General features: G+C 44.3%; 16 protein-coding genes. 8 read left to right on the plus strand and 8 right to left on the minus strand.

Annotation, left to right across the window (positions count from 1 at the left end; all coding sequences use genetic code 11):
• Nucleotides 1-45 precede the first annotated feature (45 nt).
• Nucleotides 46-3,558: a hypothetical protein gene (locus tag DN068_RS02075; RefSeq protein ID WP_110997227.1), complete on the minus strand. Its 3,513-nt coding sequence runs from the start codon at nt 3,556-3,558 to the stop codon at nt 46-48.
• A 151-nt stretch (nt 3,559-3,709) separates the two neighbouring features.
• On the opposite strand from DN068_RS02075, the gene DN068_RS02080 reads away from it, so the two are divergent.
• From DN068_RS02080 to DN068_RS02100, 5 genes are all read left to right on the plus strand, one after another.
• The gene (locus DN068_RS02080) at nt 3,710-4,219 is read left to right on the plus strand and encodes a hypothetical protein (protein ID WP_110997228.1); all 510 of its coding nucleotides are present in this window, start codon (nt 3,710-3,712) and stop codon (nt 4,217-4,219) included.
• A gap of 19 nt (nt 4,220-4,238) precedes the next feature.
• A complete protein-coding gene (locus DN068_RS02085) occupies nt 4,239-4,838 on the plus strand; it encodes a hypothetical protein (RefSeq protein ID WP_110997229.1) in 600 nt (199 codons plus the stop codon).
• 25 nt (nt 4,839-4,863) lie between these two features.
• Nucleotides 4,864-5,445 carry an RNA polymerase sigma factor gene (locus DN068_RS02090; protein WP_110997230.1) on the plus strand — a complete coding sequence of 194 codons (582 nt, stop codon included), beginning with the start codon at nt 4,864-4,866 and terminating at the stop codon, nt 5,443-5,445.
• The gene (locus DN068_RS02095; RefSeq protein ID WP_110997231.1) at nt 5,426-6,580 is read left to right on the plus strand and encodes a hypothetical protein; all 1,155 of its coding nucleotides are present in this window, start codon (nt 5,426-5,428) and stop codon (nt 6,578-6,580) included. The genes DN068_RS02090 and DN068_RS02095 overlap by 20 nt, the downstream gene beginning before the upstream one ends.
• 204 nt (nt 6,581-6,784) lie before the next feature.
• On the plus strand, nt 6,785-7,450 hold the full coding sequence (locus DN068_RS02100) for a hypothetical protein (protein WP_110997232.1): 666 nt from the start codon (nt 6,785-6,787) through the stop codon (nt 7,448-7,450).
• 125 nt (nt 7,451-7,575) lie between these two features.
• On the opposite strand, the gene DN068_RS02105 is transcribed toward DN068_RS02100, so the two are convergent.
• A complete protein-coding gene (locus DN068_RS02105) occupies nt 7,576-9,204 on the minus strand; it encodes an acyl-CoA carboxylase subunit beta (RefSeq protein ID WP_110997233.1) in 1,629 nt (542 codons plus the stop codon).
• Between the two features lie 98 nt (nt 9,205-9,302).
• Between DN068_RS02105 and DN068_RS02110 the strand changes: the two genes are divergently transcribed.
• Nucleotides 9,303-10,454, plus strand: a complete 1,152-nt coding sequence (locus DN068_RS02110; RefSeq protein ID WP_123985204.1) for a BamA/TamA family outer membrane protein — start codon at nt 9,303-9,305, stop codon at nt 10,452-10,454.
• A gap of 165 nt (nt 10,455-10,619) precedes the next feature.
• On the opposite strand, the gene DN068_RS02115 is transcribed toward DN068_RS02110, so the two are convergent.
• The 6 genes from DN068_RS02115 to DN068_RS02145 all read right to left on the minus strand — a co-directional run bounded on the left by DN068_RS02115 (nt 10,620) and on the right by DN068_RS02145 (nt 14,874).
• Nucleotides 10,620-11,564 (minus strand): T9SS type A sorting domain-containing protein, encoded by a 945-nt coding sequence (locus tag DN068_RS02115; RefSeq protein ID WP_165836253.1) that lies wholly within the window; start codon nt 11,562-11,564, stop codon nt 10,620-10,622.
• Nucleotides 11,565-12,001: 437 nt separating this feature from the next.
• The gene (locus tag DN068_RS02125; RefSeq protein ID WP_123985205.1) at nt 12,002-12,388 is read right to left on the minus strand and encodes a hypothetical protein; all 387 of its coding nucleotides are present in this window, start codon (nt 12,386-12,388) and stop codon (nt 12,002-12,004) included.
• A gap of 231 nt (nt 12,389-12,619) precedes the next feature.
• The gene (locus DN068_RS02130) at nt 12,620-13,015 is read right to left on the minus strand and encodes a T9SS type A sorting domain-containing protein (RefSeq protein WP_110997238.1); all 396 of its coding nucleotides are present in this window, start codon (nt 13,013-13,015) and stop codon (nt 12,620-12,622) included.
• A 208-nt stretch (nt 13,016-13,223) separates the two neighbouring features.
• Nucleotides 13,224-13,892, minus strand: coding sequence for a lipoprotein (locus tag DN068_RS02135; protein ID WP_110997239.1), 669 nt, complete (start codon nt 13,890-13,892; stop codon nt 13,224-13,226).
• Between the two features lie 159 nt (nt 13,893-14,051).
• On the minus strand, nt 14,052-14,333 hold the full coding sequence (locus DN068_RS02140; protein WP_110997240.1) for a hypothetical protein: 282 nt from the start codon (nt 14,331-14,333) through the stop codon (nt 14,052-14,054).
• A gap of 61 nt (nt 14,334-14,394) precedes the next feature.
• On the minus strand, nt 14,395-14,874 hold the full coding sequence (locus DN068_RS02145; RefSeq protein ID WP_110997241.1) for a hypothetical protein: 480 nt from the start codon (nt 14,872-14,874) through the stop codon (nt 14,395-14,397).
• 162 nt (nt 14,875-15,036) lie between these two features.
• Between DN068_RS02145 and DN068_RS02150 the strand changes: the two genes are divergently transcribed.
• Together DN068_RS02150 and DN068_RS02155 are read left to right on the plus strand one after the other, a co-directional pair.
• Nucleotides 15,037-15,429, plus strand: coding sequence for a VOC family protein (locus DN068_RS02150; protein WP_110997242.1), 393 nt, complete (start codon nt 15,037-15,039; stop codon nt 15,427-15,429).
• A 168-nt stretch (nt 15,430-15,597) separates the two neighbouring features.
• Nucleotides 15,598-18,324, plus strand: coding sequence for a gliding motility-associated C-terminal domain-containing protein (locus DN068_RS02155; protein ID WP_110997243.1), 2,727 nt, complete (start codon nt 15,598-15,600; stop codon nt 18,322-18,324).
• Nucleotides 18,325-18,367 lie beyond the last annotated feature (43 nt).

The following is an 18,367-nucleotide window of genomic DNA, read 5'->3' on the forward strand; positions in this document are numbered from 1 at the left end:
TCGGTCGGTTAATCACCCCCTCAACCATTTAGCCAATTGCCTGTCTTAAAGTACCGCTTTCAATGTCATTCGTCCGGTATGTACCACATTGCCGCTGCCCGGCTTACGGCCTTCGTATTCCAGAGAAATTTCAATGCCTTTACTTACGCGACGGTCCCAGTTTACGTACCAGAGGAAGTTATCACCGCTTTGCAGACCATCCAACATAACAAATGTTACCGGAGCTGTTTGCTGGCCGCTGTAGTAAATCGCAGAATAAGTACCGCGGATCTGAATGGCGCCTGTGGCGGGTTGTGTCCAGCGGAATTCCAGATTGGCGCTGGCAATATTGGCAAGTTCGCCGCCATAATCAGGTGAGTTTACCCGCTGTTCATATTTCAGACTGGTAGTGACCCGCCAGATGGCTCTGTGCAGCCATACCAGAGACGGTTCGGCACTATACATTGCCACTTTATAACTGCGGCCGTCATCGAGTGCGGAAGAATATGATTTGGTGCCGTCTTTGCCGGTGATATTAAGTGTGAACGAACGATTGAGATTCCAGCGGATTTTGCCGAGATGCTGACTGCTGTTGCCGCCTTCTACGCCGTATGTGAGCAGCTGTTTATTTTCATTGCTGAGGTAGTTATAATCGATGCCCCATTTAGCATTGGTGCGGTTGAAATAAAGACTATTGCTCAGTGAGGTAGTAGCAGTAATGATCGATGTTTTATCTGATGGATTGTAGAATGGATTATAGGCAAGATTCCCCACGTCAGAAAGCAGGCGGTTACTGATCTGCAGCGAAGCCTGATCGGAGAATCGGGAAACAAACTTCTGCCATTTGCGCGTCGTTTTCTGGTTGCGCCAGATAGAAGCAGGCTCAAAGCTGAGGCTCTGGTTAAAGTTTACATAATGCACCTTCACATACTCATTCGTAGGCGTGAATACTTTGATGAATTTTTTCTGGTCGGGATAGATGGCTATTTCAAATTCATTAGTTTGCTGCACGCCGTCACCGTTATAGTCGATCCACATATACACACCTTGTCCGGCCGGTACTTCCAGATAAGTATAGGACCGTTTTTGTTCCTGCCCGGAACCAAATTCATAAAGCGTATTAAGGGAGATCGCCTGTCGCCAGAGATTGCCGTTGTAGGTAAATCTTCCGAGCAGACTTTCTTCTGATTTCTGATTGGAGAATAAAGTGTCGTCTACAGTGAGCTTACGATATGTGCCCGTAAAATTGATCTGGTGATCTTTCCATTTCGCGATGCCAGCGCGTACATCCACATTGTCACTATGACTTTGCTGCAGAAATTGATTGTCGCGGGGCAGCTGATCGCGGCGCCGGTTGTAGTCGATGGCAAAATTTACTTTCTGCTGTCCGGGTGAGTGCAGATAAACCGACGTGATGTCGAAGGCAAAAGCATTATTGCGCAGCGTGTCGGTAAACTTATCCCTGATGGCGTTGTTTTCCGCGTCATAGCGTGCCCCCAGCGCGGTATTGCCCAAGGGTTTTATTTTATATTCTCCGAAAATAGAAGGCCGGAAGTACACTGATTTCTGAAAGGTATCTGTTGCGTTCAGCAGATTGAAGGTAAAGCCTGTATTGAAATGCTTATCGGTATAGCCATAGGTAACCACATTCCGATAGCCTTTGTAATCACTGCCGCGTTGGTAAAAACCAAAATTATACCCCAGCTGTCCGAATTTCCGGTCCATTAATTTAGTGCCTAATCCTACAAGCTGCTCGTCTGGTTTGTTGGTACTGGTTTGCGGTACGTTCCAGTCGCGGCCGAATTCCACATTCCGGTAGGGCGCAATGGCCTGAAAACGATCTTGTACATATTCGTAAGAAACGGTGTTTTGTAAGGAAAGCCTGCTGTGTTTCATCGAGTCTTTATCGCCGAGAAAACGTTGTTCATTATAAAGCAGGCGGCTGGCCATCCCGATATGTGTATTGTTGTCGATCGGTGAGAAGAGGTTCGGATCAGTGTTACTCGCGGCCACTTCCACATTCAAGGTTTTCAGACTATCGATATGATAAGTAGTCCCCAATGTAAAAACCTGCATTTTCTTCGGTGTCACCAGCAATTGTACCGGGGAGTAATTACCGGTATGCGCACCGTTCACCGGCGGAATCCAGTCGTACACGCGACCATTGGCATTGGAGGTGGAAATGATATAATCACCTTTTCCATCGCCCACGTAGGAAAAAGAGACGTTGTATAAAGTCTGCGTAGGATCTATGGAATAGACCAATACGGAATCGTAGTGTATACCGTTTGCGCTGGTATCTATAAGTCTGTACAATATTTTGCTGGCGGCGAACGTATCCAGATTGATCACAGGGTAGTACGCGTTCTGAATAGAGTCACCGATGGTGGTAAGGAAATCTTTTTGCTGGCCGGTAAGATTCTGCAGATAAGGTTGGTTTTTGGCATCCTGGTTGGAGTATGCGTTAAACCGTACATTCCATTTTTTGCCGATCTGCATTTCGTCATACGCATAGATCAGGGAATTGAGGTAGTTTTTGTCCTGATACTCAAACTCCACCTGGATACGTGAATCTTTAGTGATCATCTGCCTCGCCATGAAGCTTACCTCGCCGGTATTGTAATTGATGATGTAATCTGCATTTTCGCCGCGCTCCATGATTTTATCGTTGATAAAAACCTTTTCGGTACCGGCGAGTACAATAAAGAATTGTTCGCCGTTGTTGCCCGTAAGTTTATATGGTCCCTGGTTTCCTTCCAGCCCCTGAAAGATGTTCCGGGCAAACTGACCTTTCGCTATGGAGCCGCTGAGGCCCATTTTATTGGTTATATTTTTATTGAGTTTAAATTCATCCTGATAATAAATCCCCTGTACGCGTTTGTAGTAATTCAGAAAATATCCCGGTGGTTTTTCCAGACTGAAATCTCCCAATAAGAGATCATGTTTCTTTTTGCTGAGGCGGATGTAGATCTGGTCAAATTCCTGTAACCGTTGCGTATTTCCTTCTGGCTGAAAAGGAATAGAATTATCGGTAAGGGCCGCTTCTATTTTAATACTGTCGAGCAGATAGCCGTTTACCTGCAGGTTGAAATGGGAATTGAGCGCCACATCCTGGTTGTTACCCAGAGAAATGCTTCGCCCGTAACTACCGTTATAGTCGATCTGGTTAAAATCAACAAAGTTTTTACTGCCGGGGCCATTGTAATCGTTTTCATGATACAGCAGGAATACGAAATTGGAATCCATTGCATGAGCCGTCTTGTGGACGTATTCGTGCGAAAAGGAAATCGGCAGTACGCGGTAGGTTATATAAATACTGTCTGCCGAAGGTTTTTTCTTCCAGACCAGTAAAGAACGTTCTGAAAGTATCTGGTAATCTTCATGGGGTACACCGGTAATGTGCAAGGTGCCCGGAACCAGCGAAAGAGAATCAATTTGAAGCGTATCCCGTTTGCCGACTGCTATTTTTCTGAGCCGGATATTAGACATGCCATTGTCTTGCTTATTCTGCGCAGACAGAATAAACGGAAAAAAGACAATGAATATAATCCAGACAATCCGGAACAGCAGTTGCTGCAAATTATAGTATGCTTTATTGGTTGATAATCTGTGGAAAGATACTGCATAAAAAAAATTTTGAACTAAATCCCAAGGTTCTCTCTTCCTGACTCGTCTTTTAAAGAAGATACGTTTTCAAATAAGCACATTTACGCATTTTCAAATTGAGATTATGAAGTTTGCTATCTGGATTTTTGCTGTTATACTCTTGTTTGCTGCCTGCAAAAAGAAAGCTAGCTCTGTAGAGCAGCCGATATTGTTTGGGGATGGAAACATGCTGCTGATGGACGCAACCGGTTATTTCTCCTTCGGAAAATATTACGGTATGTGCGGCGGACCCAATTGCGCAAGGTTCTATAAGATTAGTAATGGATCTGTTTATCCGGATAATATGGTCCAATTCAGAAAGCCGCTTCTATTCGCCGGGGTGCCGCTTAGTTCACCCAATGCCTGGGTAGCAGCATCAGCAGTGCTGTACAATTTTCCGCAGGAAATGACAAATCAACCGGATACAGCAGTCGGTTGTCCGGATTGTCATGACCAGGGAGCTTATTATATAGAATACAAGGCCAGTAGCACTGCGCCCGTAAAATACTGGTCTGTAGACCCCGATACCGCTTATCTCAGTAATGCCATCAGAGCATATCTCAGTCGAATTGATACCGCATTAGCACACTTATAACCTTTAAAAAGGACTATTTATGAAACCATTACTGCTCATTGCAGCCTGCGGATTACTGCTTGGCTCTTGCAAAAAAAGCTCAGACACCAAGCCTGCATCTTCAGATGGCGCCAAACTCGTAATGCTGAAGGTCGACTATCAGACCGGTAAATTCGAAGGCGGAAAAATCTTTACTTATCCTGCGGGCTCTTATGTTGCCGATTCCATCCCGATTCAGGAAATTGTAAAACCGGCCGGTGATTTTGGCAACGTCACGCTAAAGTATATCCCTACGGGCGATACGGTGTTTTTTGGAACGGTGATCTGGATGGGCGGAGGGCAAAGAATACTGCCACAACAACTGGACAGTTCCAATAAGTTTGCACCTTTTCAGTTGAGCGTCCTGAAACCGGATTCTACCAAAGTGAAGTATTTCGGGGGTGCCAATCGAATTGAGTTTGATCCGTCCCAGAATTTTGCCTCTATCTGGTATAGCATTGCCGGACTAAGTGTTACCGCAAATGCGATTGGCGTGGATCATGCAAAAGTGGGGCTTTTCTTGTATACCCCGAGCGTGGGTATAGGTGACCCGGCCGAATGGGATTATTATTGGTTACTATACATCCGTAATTCTTTATAATCTTGTAGACCCTTTTACTGCTTTTATGCAGGCATACACAGAGACCGAGATCATAAACGGATGCCGGAATAATATCCGCGCTTTTCAGGAGCAGCTGTACAAAAATTACTACAGCTTGTTCCTGAAAATCTGTGCACGTTATGCAAAAGACATGGAAGATGCAGAGCAACTGCTGAATGATAGCTTTCTCAAGATTTTTACACGTATCGGCGATTATAAAAATGAAGGTTCTTTCGAAGGCTGGATGAAACGGATCACGATCAACACTTGTCTGGATTATCTGAAAAGCCGTTATCTGAAAACATCCATGCAGATGCAGGTGAATGCTTCGATGGTTACTGAAAATGTGATCACTTCAGATCATGACACGATGCGGCAGATGGCGTTTAAGGAACTGGTGAAAATGATACAGACGCTGCCGCCGCTCACACGTACTGTTTTTAACCTTTTTGTGTTTGATGGTTTTTCACACAAGGAGATTGCGGCATTATTAGACATTAGCAAAGGCACTTCTTACTGGCATGTACACCAGGCGAGGAATCTTTTGCAGGAATTAATTAAAAAAACAAACACTCAAAATTCGTTGTATGAACACAAGCGAATTTGACAATCTGCTACGGGATCAATTTGACGATGGCGAGTTTGAATATAAACCCGCCCAGTGGGAGCGTATGGTTATTGATCTGAACGCTGCAGGTAATGTTCATAAGAAGAAGAGCAGGGTTTTACCTGCGGTGGGAATGGCCGCTGCGCTGGCTGTGGCATTAATTACATCAGGTCTGTGGTTGTTGCGTAAGCCGGCAACACATTTGGCTTTTTCAAAAAGGCAATCAAATCAGCAGATCAATCCGGTTGGGAATGATAACGGAAATAACGCAGGCGGAAATAGTAACGTAAGTGCTGCTCTGGCAGCCAATACTGCACCGACGGTACATTTCGGGCCGCCGGTTCCGATAAGATGTGTGCAATATGTAAGGAATAAACCTGCCAGCGTAGCTGCGGATACGACAACACCGCTTATCGCTGCGAATACCCCCACTGAAAAACAAACTGAGGAGCAACAGAAAAAAAACTACGATAAGGTAGACTTGTCAATGCCCGCTGGCGATTATCCCGACGAAGTAAAAAGAACGAAAAAATTAAGTGTGGGTATAACCGGTGGTGTCAATTACGGTTCTGCGTCTTCTGGTTATATGGCGGGGGTAAATGCACATCAGCCACTGGGGCGTAAATTTTTTGTGGACGGTGATCTTGCAGTGATCAGCAGTAAAAATCTGCAGAATACGGCAAACTATTCATCAACGGATTATAATACGCTAAGTAGTTACGGAGGTACTGATCATACGGGGACAAACACCGGTACCGGAGCAGGCCAGCCTTTGGGCAATATGAAACCGCCACCAAAGGGGCAAACGATAACCAATTTATATTACCTGCAATTTGCTCCGACAATAGGTTACCAGCTGATCAGGAAAGTTTCGGTTGGTGTGGGCGCTGATGTACAACGTAAACTGCAGGATGATGATATGAAAACGGTAGTTTCAGACAATCCGCAAGTCGACGACATCAAACTGATACCGAACATGGATGTTGGTTTGACAGGTAAAGCAGAGTACAATATCACAAAAAAATTAAAGGCAGGGGTGCTGTATCGCGGTGGTATCAATAGCTGGATCGACCCGAAATATGTGAACAGAAATTACATGCAGGTGCAGATGAAGTTTATGATCTTCGGAAAATAAAACCCCTAACCCCTAAATGGGAATTCCGGCGCGATTCAGTGGTGTTTTACAATACTAATGAGGCAGGTTGTTTCGTAATAAACACGAGTAGCTGTCAACTGTCCATTGTCAATTGATTAGCTTTTTCTTATGTTAATCTTATTGTAAGGCATTACCATGGCTTGATTGCAAAATATAGATTTGCCGTCAACCAAATCAAACCTTATGAGCATTCCTACAAAAGAGCTATTGACCCTTCTGATTGCGCTCGGTTGTAACACCGCATTTGCGCAGCAACAAGTTCCTGATCAAGACCCGGAATCAAACACGACCAGCACAGCTCTTGTTTTCTCTCAGAAAACGCCTGTTCACAAAAACACACTTTCGTACAGCCACACCGACATGAATGGTTATTCGGGCCCAGGACTTAATTATGACCGCATTATTGATCGCAGCGGTAAATGGGCTATCAACGCCACTGTAGGTATCGGCTACCGTAATAATGACGCCAGTAAAAATTTTCAGGTAGCACCGTTCAAGGGCGTGTGCTTTCTCATTGCTGGTGTGCGTTATGAACTGACAAAACCAACGTCACGCTGGCACTATTCTGTCATGGCTGCGCTCGCCGCGGGAAAAGGGCAACCAATGAGCAGCTGGTCGCATGATACGCAGTCGGAAGCCAATGGCATTGAAAGTACGACGTACACGTTTCATCCTTATTCCATGTTTGGCGCCATGTTTACGCAGTCTGTTAGTTTTGACATTACCAAACGACTACAGGTGGGCGGAGATCTCGGTATCGGACATTTTTTCAGTGAGCAATCATACAACCAGCCAACACACAGTAAAATTATGCTGCAAGGCAGTTTCCGTATCGGATTTAAATTTTAACCAGCCCCTTTAACCCGCATGTTAGATGCCAGCGGTCAGATGCTGGTTTTATTACTAAATTCAATAACAATAAAAAACGGAGTGCAGATTGCACTCCGTTTTCTGTATAACGAGAATCGTATTTATTAAACCTGAAATACGCCTTCTTTCCATTCTTTCACCACAGGAGCATGGTTGGCGGCGTTGATACCTTCAGAGATGACACGACGCGTTTCCCCCGGATCAATGATTTCATCCACCCACAAGCGTGCCGCCGCGTAGTAAGAAGAAGTCTGGCTCGCATAACGGTCCGTGATTTCTTTCAGCATTGCTTTTTCTTTCTCTGGGTCGATGGTTTCGCCTTTTGCTTTCAGCGAAGCTACCTGAATCTGCAACAACGTTTTTGCAGCTTGTTCACCGCCCATTACCGCAATCTTCGCATTTGGCCATGCGTAGATAAAACGTGGATCATAAGCTTTACCACACATTGCATAGTTGCCTGCGCCGTATGAGTTACCAATTACGATAGTGATTTTTGGAACCACAGAGTTCGCAACAGCGTTCACCAGTTTCGCACCATCTTTGATGATGCCTGCATGTTCACTGCGACTACCCACCATAAAGCCGGTTACGTCCTGCAGGAATACCAGTGGAATTTTTTTCTGGTTACAATTCTGAATAAAGCGAGCTGCTTTGTCAGCGCTGTCGTTGTATATAACGCCACCCAATTGCATTTCGCCTTTACCACTTTTAATGATCTTACGTTGGTTTGCTACGATACCAACTGCCCAGCCGTCAATGCGCGCATAACCGCACACAATGGTCTTGCCGTAGTCTTCTTTAAATTGATCCAGCTCAGAATTGTCCACGATGCATTTGATCACCTCTACAACATCGTAAGGTTTGTTGTTTTCAATACTTACAATGCCATAAATATCTTTCGGGTCTTTGCTTGGTTCTTTCGGTTTTGCACGATCAAAACCAGCGCGTGGTTGTTCACCGATTTTATCAATGATGCGGCGCACCTGATCCAGGCATTCCGCTTCTGTGTCAAATTTATAATCAGCAATACCACTGATCTCTGTATGTGTTTTCGCACCACCGAGCGTCTGAATATCCACATCTTCACCGATCGCCGCTTTTACAAGGTAAGGGCCGGCAAGGAAGATAGAACCGTTACCCTCTACCATCAGCGTCTCATCACTCATGATCGGAAGGTATGCACCGCCTGCTACACAACTGCCCATTACGGCTGCAATCTGCGTAATGCCCATTGCGCTCATCACTGCATTGTTGCGGAAGATGCGACCGAAGTGTTCTTTGTCAGGGAAAATTTCATCTTGCATTGGCAGGAAAACGCCTGCGCTGTCTACGAGGTAGATTACAGGTAAATGGTTTTCCATCGCGATCTCTTGCAGGCGAAGATTTTTCTTTCCGCTGATCGGGAACCATGCACCGGCTTTTACTGTATTGTCATTGGCAATGATCATACACTGGCGGCCGCTCACGTAGCCTAACCCGCCAACGGTACCACCTGCAGGACATCCGCCTTGCTCGGCGTACATTTCCCAGCCAGCGAATGAACCGATCTCGGTAAATTCAGTGCCCTTGTCTATCAAATATTGAATGCGCTCACGCGGCGTCATTTTCCCTTTTTCACGAGCTTTCTCAATGGCTTTTTTTCCGCCACCGAGGCTGATCTGAGCATGTCTCTGTTTCATCTGGCTAGTGGCCAGGCGCATTGCGTCTTCGTTTTTGTTGAATTCCAGGTCCATCTGGGTAAAAAATTTGCCTGACAAAAGTAGCCATCAATTGCCAATTGTCAATTTTCGCTTAGTATTTATCAAACTTGAATTATTATATTTATGTATATATGCCGAAATCACTAGTCCTTACCACCTTTTTTCTGTTCACTGCTTTGCTGTCTTTTGCCCAGATAGACAGCGCTAAAACCTCCGTGCAGGCAGACACCGCTAAAAAGAAGGTGTCGAAGTTCGATAGCTTTAACCAGAAAGCGGAAAACCTGTTCAAGTATATCCCTGTTCCGTTATATTCTTATTCGAGTGAGGCTGGCAATATTTTTGGTCTGGCAAAATTTAACCTGATTCATTTATCGAAAAAAGATACGCTGTCCAAACCTTCGAAAATTTCGGAAGTAGTAAGCTGGTCAACAAAAGGAAGAATCAATGCATCGGTTTCGACAGAGCTAAGCATGCATCATGATAATATTCTGGTGAATGGGTATGTCAATTACAAAAAGCAACCAGAATATATATTGGGTATTGGTAACGATGTATCGCTTGATAGTGCGCATCAGGTGCAGTATGATCGTTTTCAGTTTGTGGCCAATCCGATGTTTAAAGTGAAGCCGCATTTATACGTTGGCGTTGCATTTCAACTGGCAGATTATTTCTCCATTAAACCAGATAGCAATAGCTTTCTCATACGTGATAATGTAACGGGTGTAAACGGTGGTTTTGAAATTGGTTTGGGTATTGCGGCCGCGTATGATACACGCGATAACCGTTATAATCCCTCAAAAGGTGTATTTGTATTTACCAACTTTCTCGGTTTTCCCAGCTTTCTCGGCAGTCATTATCAATTCTCTAAATTCCAGCTCGACTGCCGTAAATATTTTAATCCATGGCTGAAACATGTAATCGCGATACAAGCCTATACTAGTGCATCAGGTGGGGATGTGCCGTTTTATGAATTATCGCTGCTCGGCGGTGATAGCAGAATGCGTGGTTACTATCAGGGGGCAATCCGTGATAAAGTACTGGTGGACGGACAAGTGGAATACCGTATGCCGGTGTGGAATATTTTCGGTGTTACCGGATTCATCGGTACGGGTAGAGTAGCAGACATGTATTCGCATCTTTCACTCGATGGTTTTTATCTTTCTTATGGTGGCGGTATCCGCATCAGGGTTGATTCAAAAAACAATACTAATCTTCGTTTTGATATGGGCTTTGGACCACACGGCGTAAGTGGTTTCTACATCAACTTTGCAGAAGCATTCTAGTATCGGCGATTTAGAATTTGAGATTTGCGAGCTAAAATCAAAGATGAGAAAATAGCCTTCGGCGATTTTAGCGGATCACAACTTTTTGTTTTTGACTTTTACATTTGATAAAAAAGAGAAGCTCCTACAGCTTCGTGGAGCTTCTCTTTGTGTGAAAGAAATGGACTAGTACTTCATCAGTTTTACCACTTCATGATCGCCAGTTGAAGATTGGATGTTTAGCAAATACATACCGGCAGCGAGTGAAGACATGTCTGCAATTTTAACCGTGCCTTCATCATCTATCGGTACCTGTACAATCTGGCCGAGCATAGAGGTTATCGAGCAAGTACTTTTTACATCGGAGGTTTGAATGGTCACACTGCCTGTTGTTACGGTCGGGTAGACAGTTGCATGGCCGTCGGCATCAGTGGTGATATTCAACGTTGCTACTTTAGAATCAGTTAAGTAGCCATTGTAATCTGTGGTGACGATCCTGTAATAAACCTTGGCTTGCGTTGGCAACGCCTGATCTATGTAGTCGTAAGTGTGCGTAGTAGTGCTGTTGTCATTTTGCGGATTGTATTTTGAAAGTTCCTGCCAGTCGATAGCGTTAAGACTGCGTTGTACGGAGAAATAATTGATGTTTTCTTCCTGGGCGGTTATCCATTGTATATCGGCCGTAGTTGCAGATCTCCGATACACATTGAAGGACACCATTTGTACTGGCAAAGGCGATGCAATCAAACATTGAATCGTGTCATTGCCGATGAGAAATTTGATAATAGCTCCGGCCAGCGAATTCAGTGAAATATTGTTCGTATTGGCATTGCAAGAGCCGCCACCACCTTGACCGGAGGTATCTTTAAATACGTCGATAAGTGTATTGTTGGTGGCTATCTGCTGGAATGCATATTTGCTTACTTTATTTCCGCCAAGACCTGGAACGTAGACAATTTTTGTCGAGTCGAGAAGAGTCGTTGAGATTGGACTCGCCCATTGGATGTAGATACAAAAGTTATTACTGGTAATAGATGCTCCGGTTGGGCAAGGAATTTGTGCCCATGCTGCATTCATATAGATGCAGAGTAGTATTGTCAGCAAGGCTGACAACTGGATGCTGCGTTTCATTTTGAAGAAATTTTCGGGGTACTGCTCGAATGAAAATTTTTTAAAATAGATAGTTATCGGTACGCCAAAGCGAACGATCATAGACAAACATTGGTGATCATACGATAATGTCCGAGAAGGTGCTTTCGTAATCGGAACAAGACATGAATGAAAACGGTTGCAGGCGCAACAAGGCTTCAAGCATCAGCGGTGCTGTGTGCGGTCTCAATAACTGGTCGGGGTAACACAATATTTTCTTCCTTGAAAAATATTGTTGCTTTCGTTCATGTAGCATTGCGGCTTTCTACGCAATCCAACTGTAATTTGACTGCAATATATACACATGTATTGTTTTTTGATGCAAATGAGATGTTAACATCGGTAAAAAACGATAAGGCCGCTGCGATCCGCAGCGGCCTTATCGTTCACGACCAACTTCCCCTTATGGTTTCTTGATTTTAGACATCATTATTTGGCGTGTAGTCGTCGTCTTTTTTAGATTCGTCTTCTTCAGTTTTCTTAGATTTTGTTCTCATGTGAGCATAGTCAGATTCGTTGCGCAATTTTTCGTCCAGTGCATCTTTACCAGATGCATAACCTGTACCTACGCAGCCACCTGAACCTGGTGCTGTAGCGCCTTCGTAAGAGATGTTGGTGCCGGTATTGGCATAACCTGAAGAGTGACGATTGTGTGGGTCCGCATGGGCTGTAGGACTCCTCCACAGAGAAGCAGCGTATAATGCACCACTTCTTTTTTTCTTTTCTTTCGCAGAATTATCGCCTGGTACGGGAGGGATGTTATTGCCTTCCAGAGGTATATTTCCGCTATCAAAATGCAAATCCATAAATGACTGTTTACGCATTATCTGGAAAAGTGAATTGAATTAGATCCGATAGATAAAAATGAAATGCTGAGGGTCTGGCAAGATGCATAAGAGACTTGCTCTTTAAAGGTACGAAAAATATATATCTCCCATTCTTTATGCAGTAGGAAAACAGGCTGCCGTTGCAATCAAACAAGAGCGCCGCCAGCGATGTTGATGACAGCCTGTTATTATGTTAGAAGCAACAGGGCATTACAAGTTCAGGGTAAATGCCTTGCGGCTGTCGGTATTTTCATTGATTAAAGTCACAAAATAGAGGCCTTTGGCTAAGCGGCTGATATCAAAAGCATTGTATTTAGTGCTTATAGTCTGGTTTACCACTTCCTTACCGTCAGCATTAGTTACGTGTACTTTCAGCGCATTAAAATCGCCGAGATTGTCAAAAAAAGCAAGGTTGTCTTTTACATGAAGATTAACGTAGGAGAGCGCGTTGGTGTTATTTACATACACCAGTTTTTTGTCGTTTGCAGAAGCCGGGTCGATGGTGGCTGCATTTACTTTTACGTTTACAGACTGGGCCGTTGCTGACATTGCGAGCATCGTTGCGCAGAGAACGGCGATCAGACTGAAGAAGAATAGCTTTTTCATAACGGTGATTTTTTCTATCACAAAGCTATTTCTATGGTTGTTCTCCACCTTACCCCCTCTTGAGGGATTTGGATTATTTTAATACAAATCCCCCTCTTCGGGTTAGCAGCCGCTCTGGGCCTAACGTTTAAAGCTCAAAGCCGAAAGCCTAACGCTTGGTTTTAAGTTTTAAATTCTAAGTTCTAAGCTTTGTGCTTTCAGCCCAAGTTTATTTTTTAGTGGAGATGAATCCTTCCGCGCGCATCTGGTAAGAGATAACGCCGGCAATATCGTGAATCATTTTGTCGAGATTGTCTGGGTTGGATGAAGAAGTAGTACCGGCCCATATTAGCTTATTATCCTTTAAAGAAAAAACGCTGGTCTCTACATAATAGGTTTTACTTTCCTGATAATAACCCGGACTGGAATACGAGGCATAGCTCATGCCGTAATAGCCGTAAAATCCGCCGTTATACGTATATGGGTTAACGCCGTACGGAGCGGCACCGTAAGGCATCGCGTAGGCAGCCGAAACGCTTGTGGACCCGGGCACGTATTCTACCTTTTTGTTTACGTCAACCAATCGCATAACGATGGCGCCGTCTATTCCTTTTTCGGTGAATTTTTGTTTTAGTTTCTCCTCATTTTCGGGCGTCATATCTTTTACCATGAGCATCATGTAAGATGGATATCCTTTCCCTTTAAGCCTTTCTGTCAGCTGTTCTTCAACAGATCGTCGTGTACTTTCATTTTTCAATAAAGCAGCGATCATTATTTTGTTGAACGTAGTAGAATTAATCGTCACTGCAGGATCGCGCCAGCTGTTTTCTAATTTTGTAGATGGACTACAACCAGCCACTAGTGCGGCGGCGCACAGAATGAGTATTGATTTTTTCATGCAGTTATGTTGCGGGAAAGGTTATGAAATTAACGGGTTAGTACACACATGCTGTCATTTAGTGAACCGGAATTGCCGCTCAGTGCATGTGCTGTGGCTTTGTCTTTCTCTCCTGGAGCCGTTTTGAAACAGGCTCCCGTAAATTAGATTGGCTCGTTGCTAGTAGTAAGTTTTCAGCAGATAAGACTGGATATGGTCGACGTACGGATCCTTCACTGGTTCAAAACGATGGTCATTTTCATAGTTGCCATTTACCCACTGTCCATCTACCCTGCGTAAAAAATAGCGCGTCGGTATGTACGGTTCAGCAGGGTTGGCAGCATCATCCACATGGTAACTGATCACAAAACAATCGGCATCTTTGTCCAGATTGTAATGGCCCACGAGATTTAGATTTTCACTTACCTGGAGGTGAAGATCATTAATGATGTTCGTACCCATAAATTAGTATTTCTGCTAATTTAACGATTCGGGCATCATTGTCAAAATAAAAAAATGTGAATTATTCGGACTTGATAAACTCCTCTTTATCGTCCTGATTATAAAAACTTTGGAGGTTGAGGTGCTTCTCTACATAAGTGCGGAGCGCTTCTGAGCTGCCAAAATGTTCGCTCAGTTTTTCTGAAATTGGCATCAATGTAAACCGATTACCACCCGGATCGAGATTGATACGGTATAGATAGTAAGTCTGTGTGCTGTCGGAGAAAAGATTCATGAACGTAGCACCTTTCACATCGGTAAGATAACCTGTGAAGTGAGCCGTATTGCCGGTAACGGAACGTTGAATGATTTTGTATTCTGTGGCGTTTTTTACCTCGACGGTATATTTATTGTACGTCTCATCTTCGCTGCCCCATTTGCCCACAAAGCGGTTATCCACAGGAATGGTAGGCAAACCAATCGGTACATGTGACTCATACGGACAACCCATTAACACAACAGAACAAAAAGCCAGAATACCTAACGGCAGCAGATGTTTCATGAAAAAACTAAAAAATAATAAAGTAAATCGCTCTAATCAACAAATTTAGGCTTTTTAGCGCGCTCTTTTCTTAAAGAAATGTAAAGACTGTGTAATTAAAACAAATGTGTACATTTTTTATGGTTTGTTTTCCATTATTTTACTGTACTAAAAGTAGATTTCATGCAGACGCCTAATCATGCGATCAACTGGTTTGAAATTCCTGTAAGTGATTTTGACCGGGCAAAGAAATTCTATGAATCCATTCTTGAATATGAGATGCCGGCGCGCGAAGTAAACGGCGTGCGGATGGCGTTTTTTTTATACGATGCCAGTCACGAAGGTCGTGGTGGAGCTATTGTCTATGATCCTTCATTTTATTTACCATCGGAAAATGGTGCACTGATCTATCTCAATTGTGAATCTGATTTGCAGCCTGTGCTTGATCAGGTTGAAAAAGCAGGCGGGGACATACTGCGGGGCAAAATTGCTGTTTCTGCAGATGCTGGTCTCGGTTACTGGGCGCTGATCCGTGATTCTGAAGGCAACAGGGTTGCCCTGCATTCAATGGCTTAACACATTCGACACACAATCGCTCTTTTACTATTTCTGTTTTACCAGACTTCGCAAAATGGCTGTACGTATCAATTTTAGATAAGTACATCGATTCCTGAAAAAACCACACAAGTACTTCCCTAAATTCAAATAAGACGAACGTATCAATACATTTTTACATTACCTTTTATGCGTAATAAAGTTGCCATTTTCTTGCTGGCAGTACTTTTCAGTTTTTCCATAACCGCGTCCGCCACGCATATTTACGGTGGTGAGCTGCTCTATCAGTATCTTTCCGGTAATTCCTACAAAATTTCGCTCACGCTTTACGGTGACTGCAGTGCCAATCCCACTACTTTTAATCAGCTTTATTCTGCAACTCCTTCTATTGATATCAGCAACGATGCCGGCCATTATCAGACAACCACTCTGGCACTCGAGTCAAACGGCGGTTATGAAGTAACGCCGATCTGTAGCTCTGAAATAAGCAATTCTGCCTGTAACGGCGGGATTTTACCGGGCATCAAAAAGTTTGTTTACAATGCAACGGTGCAGCTGAATGGTAGTTTCGCCAATTGGAAATTTGTGTTTGCGGGTGGACTTGGTACTCAGACGAGCGCAGGTCGCAGCAGTAATATCACCAATATCGTGAACGGTGGCAACTCGCTGATGTATCTGGAAGCAACACTGAATAACACAACCGGTGCCAATTCATCGCCACAATATACCAGTCTGCCAACTCCGTTTTATTGCATCAATACGGCGGAACAATATAATCAGGGTGCTGTTGATCCCAATAATGATTCATTGAGTTTTAGTCTTACGCCGGCACTGGTCGCAAACGGTACAGTAACATACATAGCCCCTTATTCTGCCACGCAGCCGCTAGCCACAACGCCGGGCAGTTTTTCTTTCAACGGTATCAACGGGCAAATGTCTTTTACACCCAGCCAGCAGCAGGATGCACTGGTGGTCAATAAGGTGTTTGAGTATAAAAATGGCGTGCTGGTAGGTACTTCCATGCGCGAAATGACCTTTATCGTTTTCGCAACATGTAATAATCATCCGCCTGTCGGCAATGTTAATTCGAGCTCTATTTCAGGTGGTGTACCATTGGGAAATAATATCGTCGGCGTGTGTCAGGGCGGCACTACAGTGTCCTTCAATATTCAGCCGACAGATCCGGACGGGGATACTATCAACATGAGCTGGACGGGCGTTCCGCCGGGTGCGACGGTAACCGCACAAAACAATAATACACCCGCGCCTACCTTAAATTTTTCATGGAACACAGCTGGCGTTCCGGTCGGTATTTATAACTTTTTCGTTACGTATAAAGATAATGGCTGTCCGTTGTCGAGCCAGCAAACACTAGCGTATACGTTGCAGGTGGTAAATCATCCTGATTATACGATGCAGATTCTGGCGCCTACAGGCTGTGCGCATCCTGCGTATGTGAAACTGAATGTTACTGATGGGTTGTTGCCAAGAACGGTAACGCTTTCGCAAAATGGGAATACAGTAAAAAGTTATGTTGACAGCACGGGTACAATCATTGATAGTATCGCGGCCGGTACTTATACTATTGTGCTGAATTCGCTGAACATGCCTTGCGCTACGGTGAAAACGCTTACTATCGCGGACTCTGGTATCTATCCTTATTCGCCGGAGATGACTAATCCGGTTTATTACTGTAAGAATGATACCCCCGTGATGCTGGTGGCCACACCTGCGCCTGGCGCCACGGTGCATTGGTATGATATGAACGATAATGCGCTGAGTGCTGCGCCGGTTCCATCTACTGCAACGCCCGGTATTTTTAGCTGGCTGGTCAATCAAACCTACAATGTCTGCGAATCTATAAAAGACACGGTTCAGGTTTACGTTACGGAAAAGCCAATCGCGGATTTTTCCATGCCGCCATTTATCTGCACGGTGGACACTGCTTTGGTCACGTTTACGGGAAGCGCCGGTGCTCCCGCTTTATATTACTGGACCTGGGATAATGCCGATTCTATTATTGGTTCCGGTGCGGGACCTTTCAATGTGCATTGGGATACGGCGGGCGTAAAAACAGTTTCGCTGCAGGTAATCGAAAATCAATGTCCGAGTCTGGTGAAAATGGAAACGATCACTGTAAAGGCAACGCCAAAGGCGATGTTTACTTATCAGAATGTCTGCCTTTATGATTCTTCACTGATTCAATTTGACACTACTGCATTTACCGGTTCTCAGTTTCTCTGGAATTATGATGGCGGTACTTCGGATGCAACTACCGGAGTAGGACCACATCTCGTGCATTGGCCAACATCGGGAACAAAGAATGTATGGCTGCAGGTGAGTCTGGACGGCTGTTCTGATTCAACCAGTCATCTGGTGACTGTATGGCCGCAGCCGCAGGTGAGCATTTTAAATAAACCGGAGACACTTTGTTACGGAGATAAAATTTATCTGCAAGCCCAGGCTACTGGCGGCAGCGAGATTAAATATCAGTGGGAGCCCGCAATCAATCTTTCTTACGATCCGGACGGAGCGCTCTATACCAGAGTGTTGGTGCCAACTGCCTATTCTGTAGTGGCCACCAATGAATACAACTGTATAGGAACAGATACCTTGCGCTACACCGATATCCAGCCTTGCTGTAATTTTATGTATCCCGATGCGTTTACGCCGAATGGTGATAATCGTAATGATCGTTTTCATGTGCTTACCTATGGCAATGATCTTTGGTACGAGTTGGATATTTACAACCGCTGGGGACAAAAAATATTTACCTCTTCCAATCAATACGATGAATGGGATGGTACGCAGAATGGTAAACCGTGTGAGATGGGCGTTTATTACTACTATTTCAAAGGTAAATGTATGACTGGCCATGAGGAGGAACATAAAGGTGAAGTGACGCTTATTCGATAGCTTAAAATCCTTAAGCTTTTAGGCCCCGAGTTTTTAAACGTAA

This window comes from Taibaiella soli (genome assembly GCF_003236175.1).
Taxonomy (GTDB): Bacteria; Bacteroidota; Bacteroidia; order Chitinophagales; family Chitinophagaceae; genus QKTW01.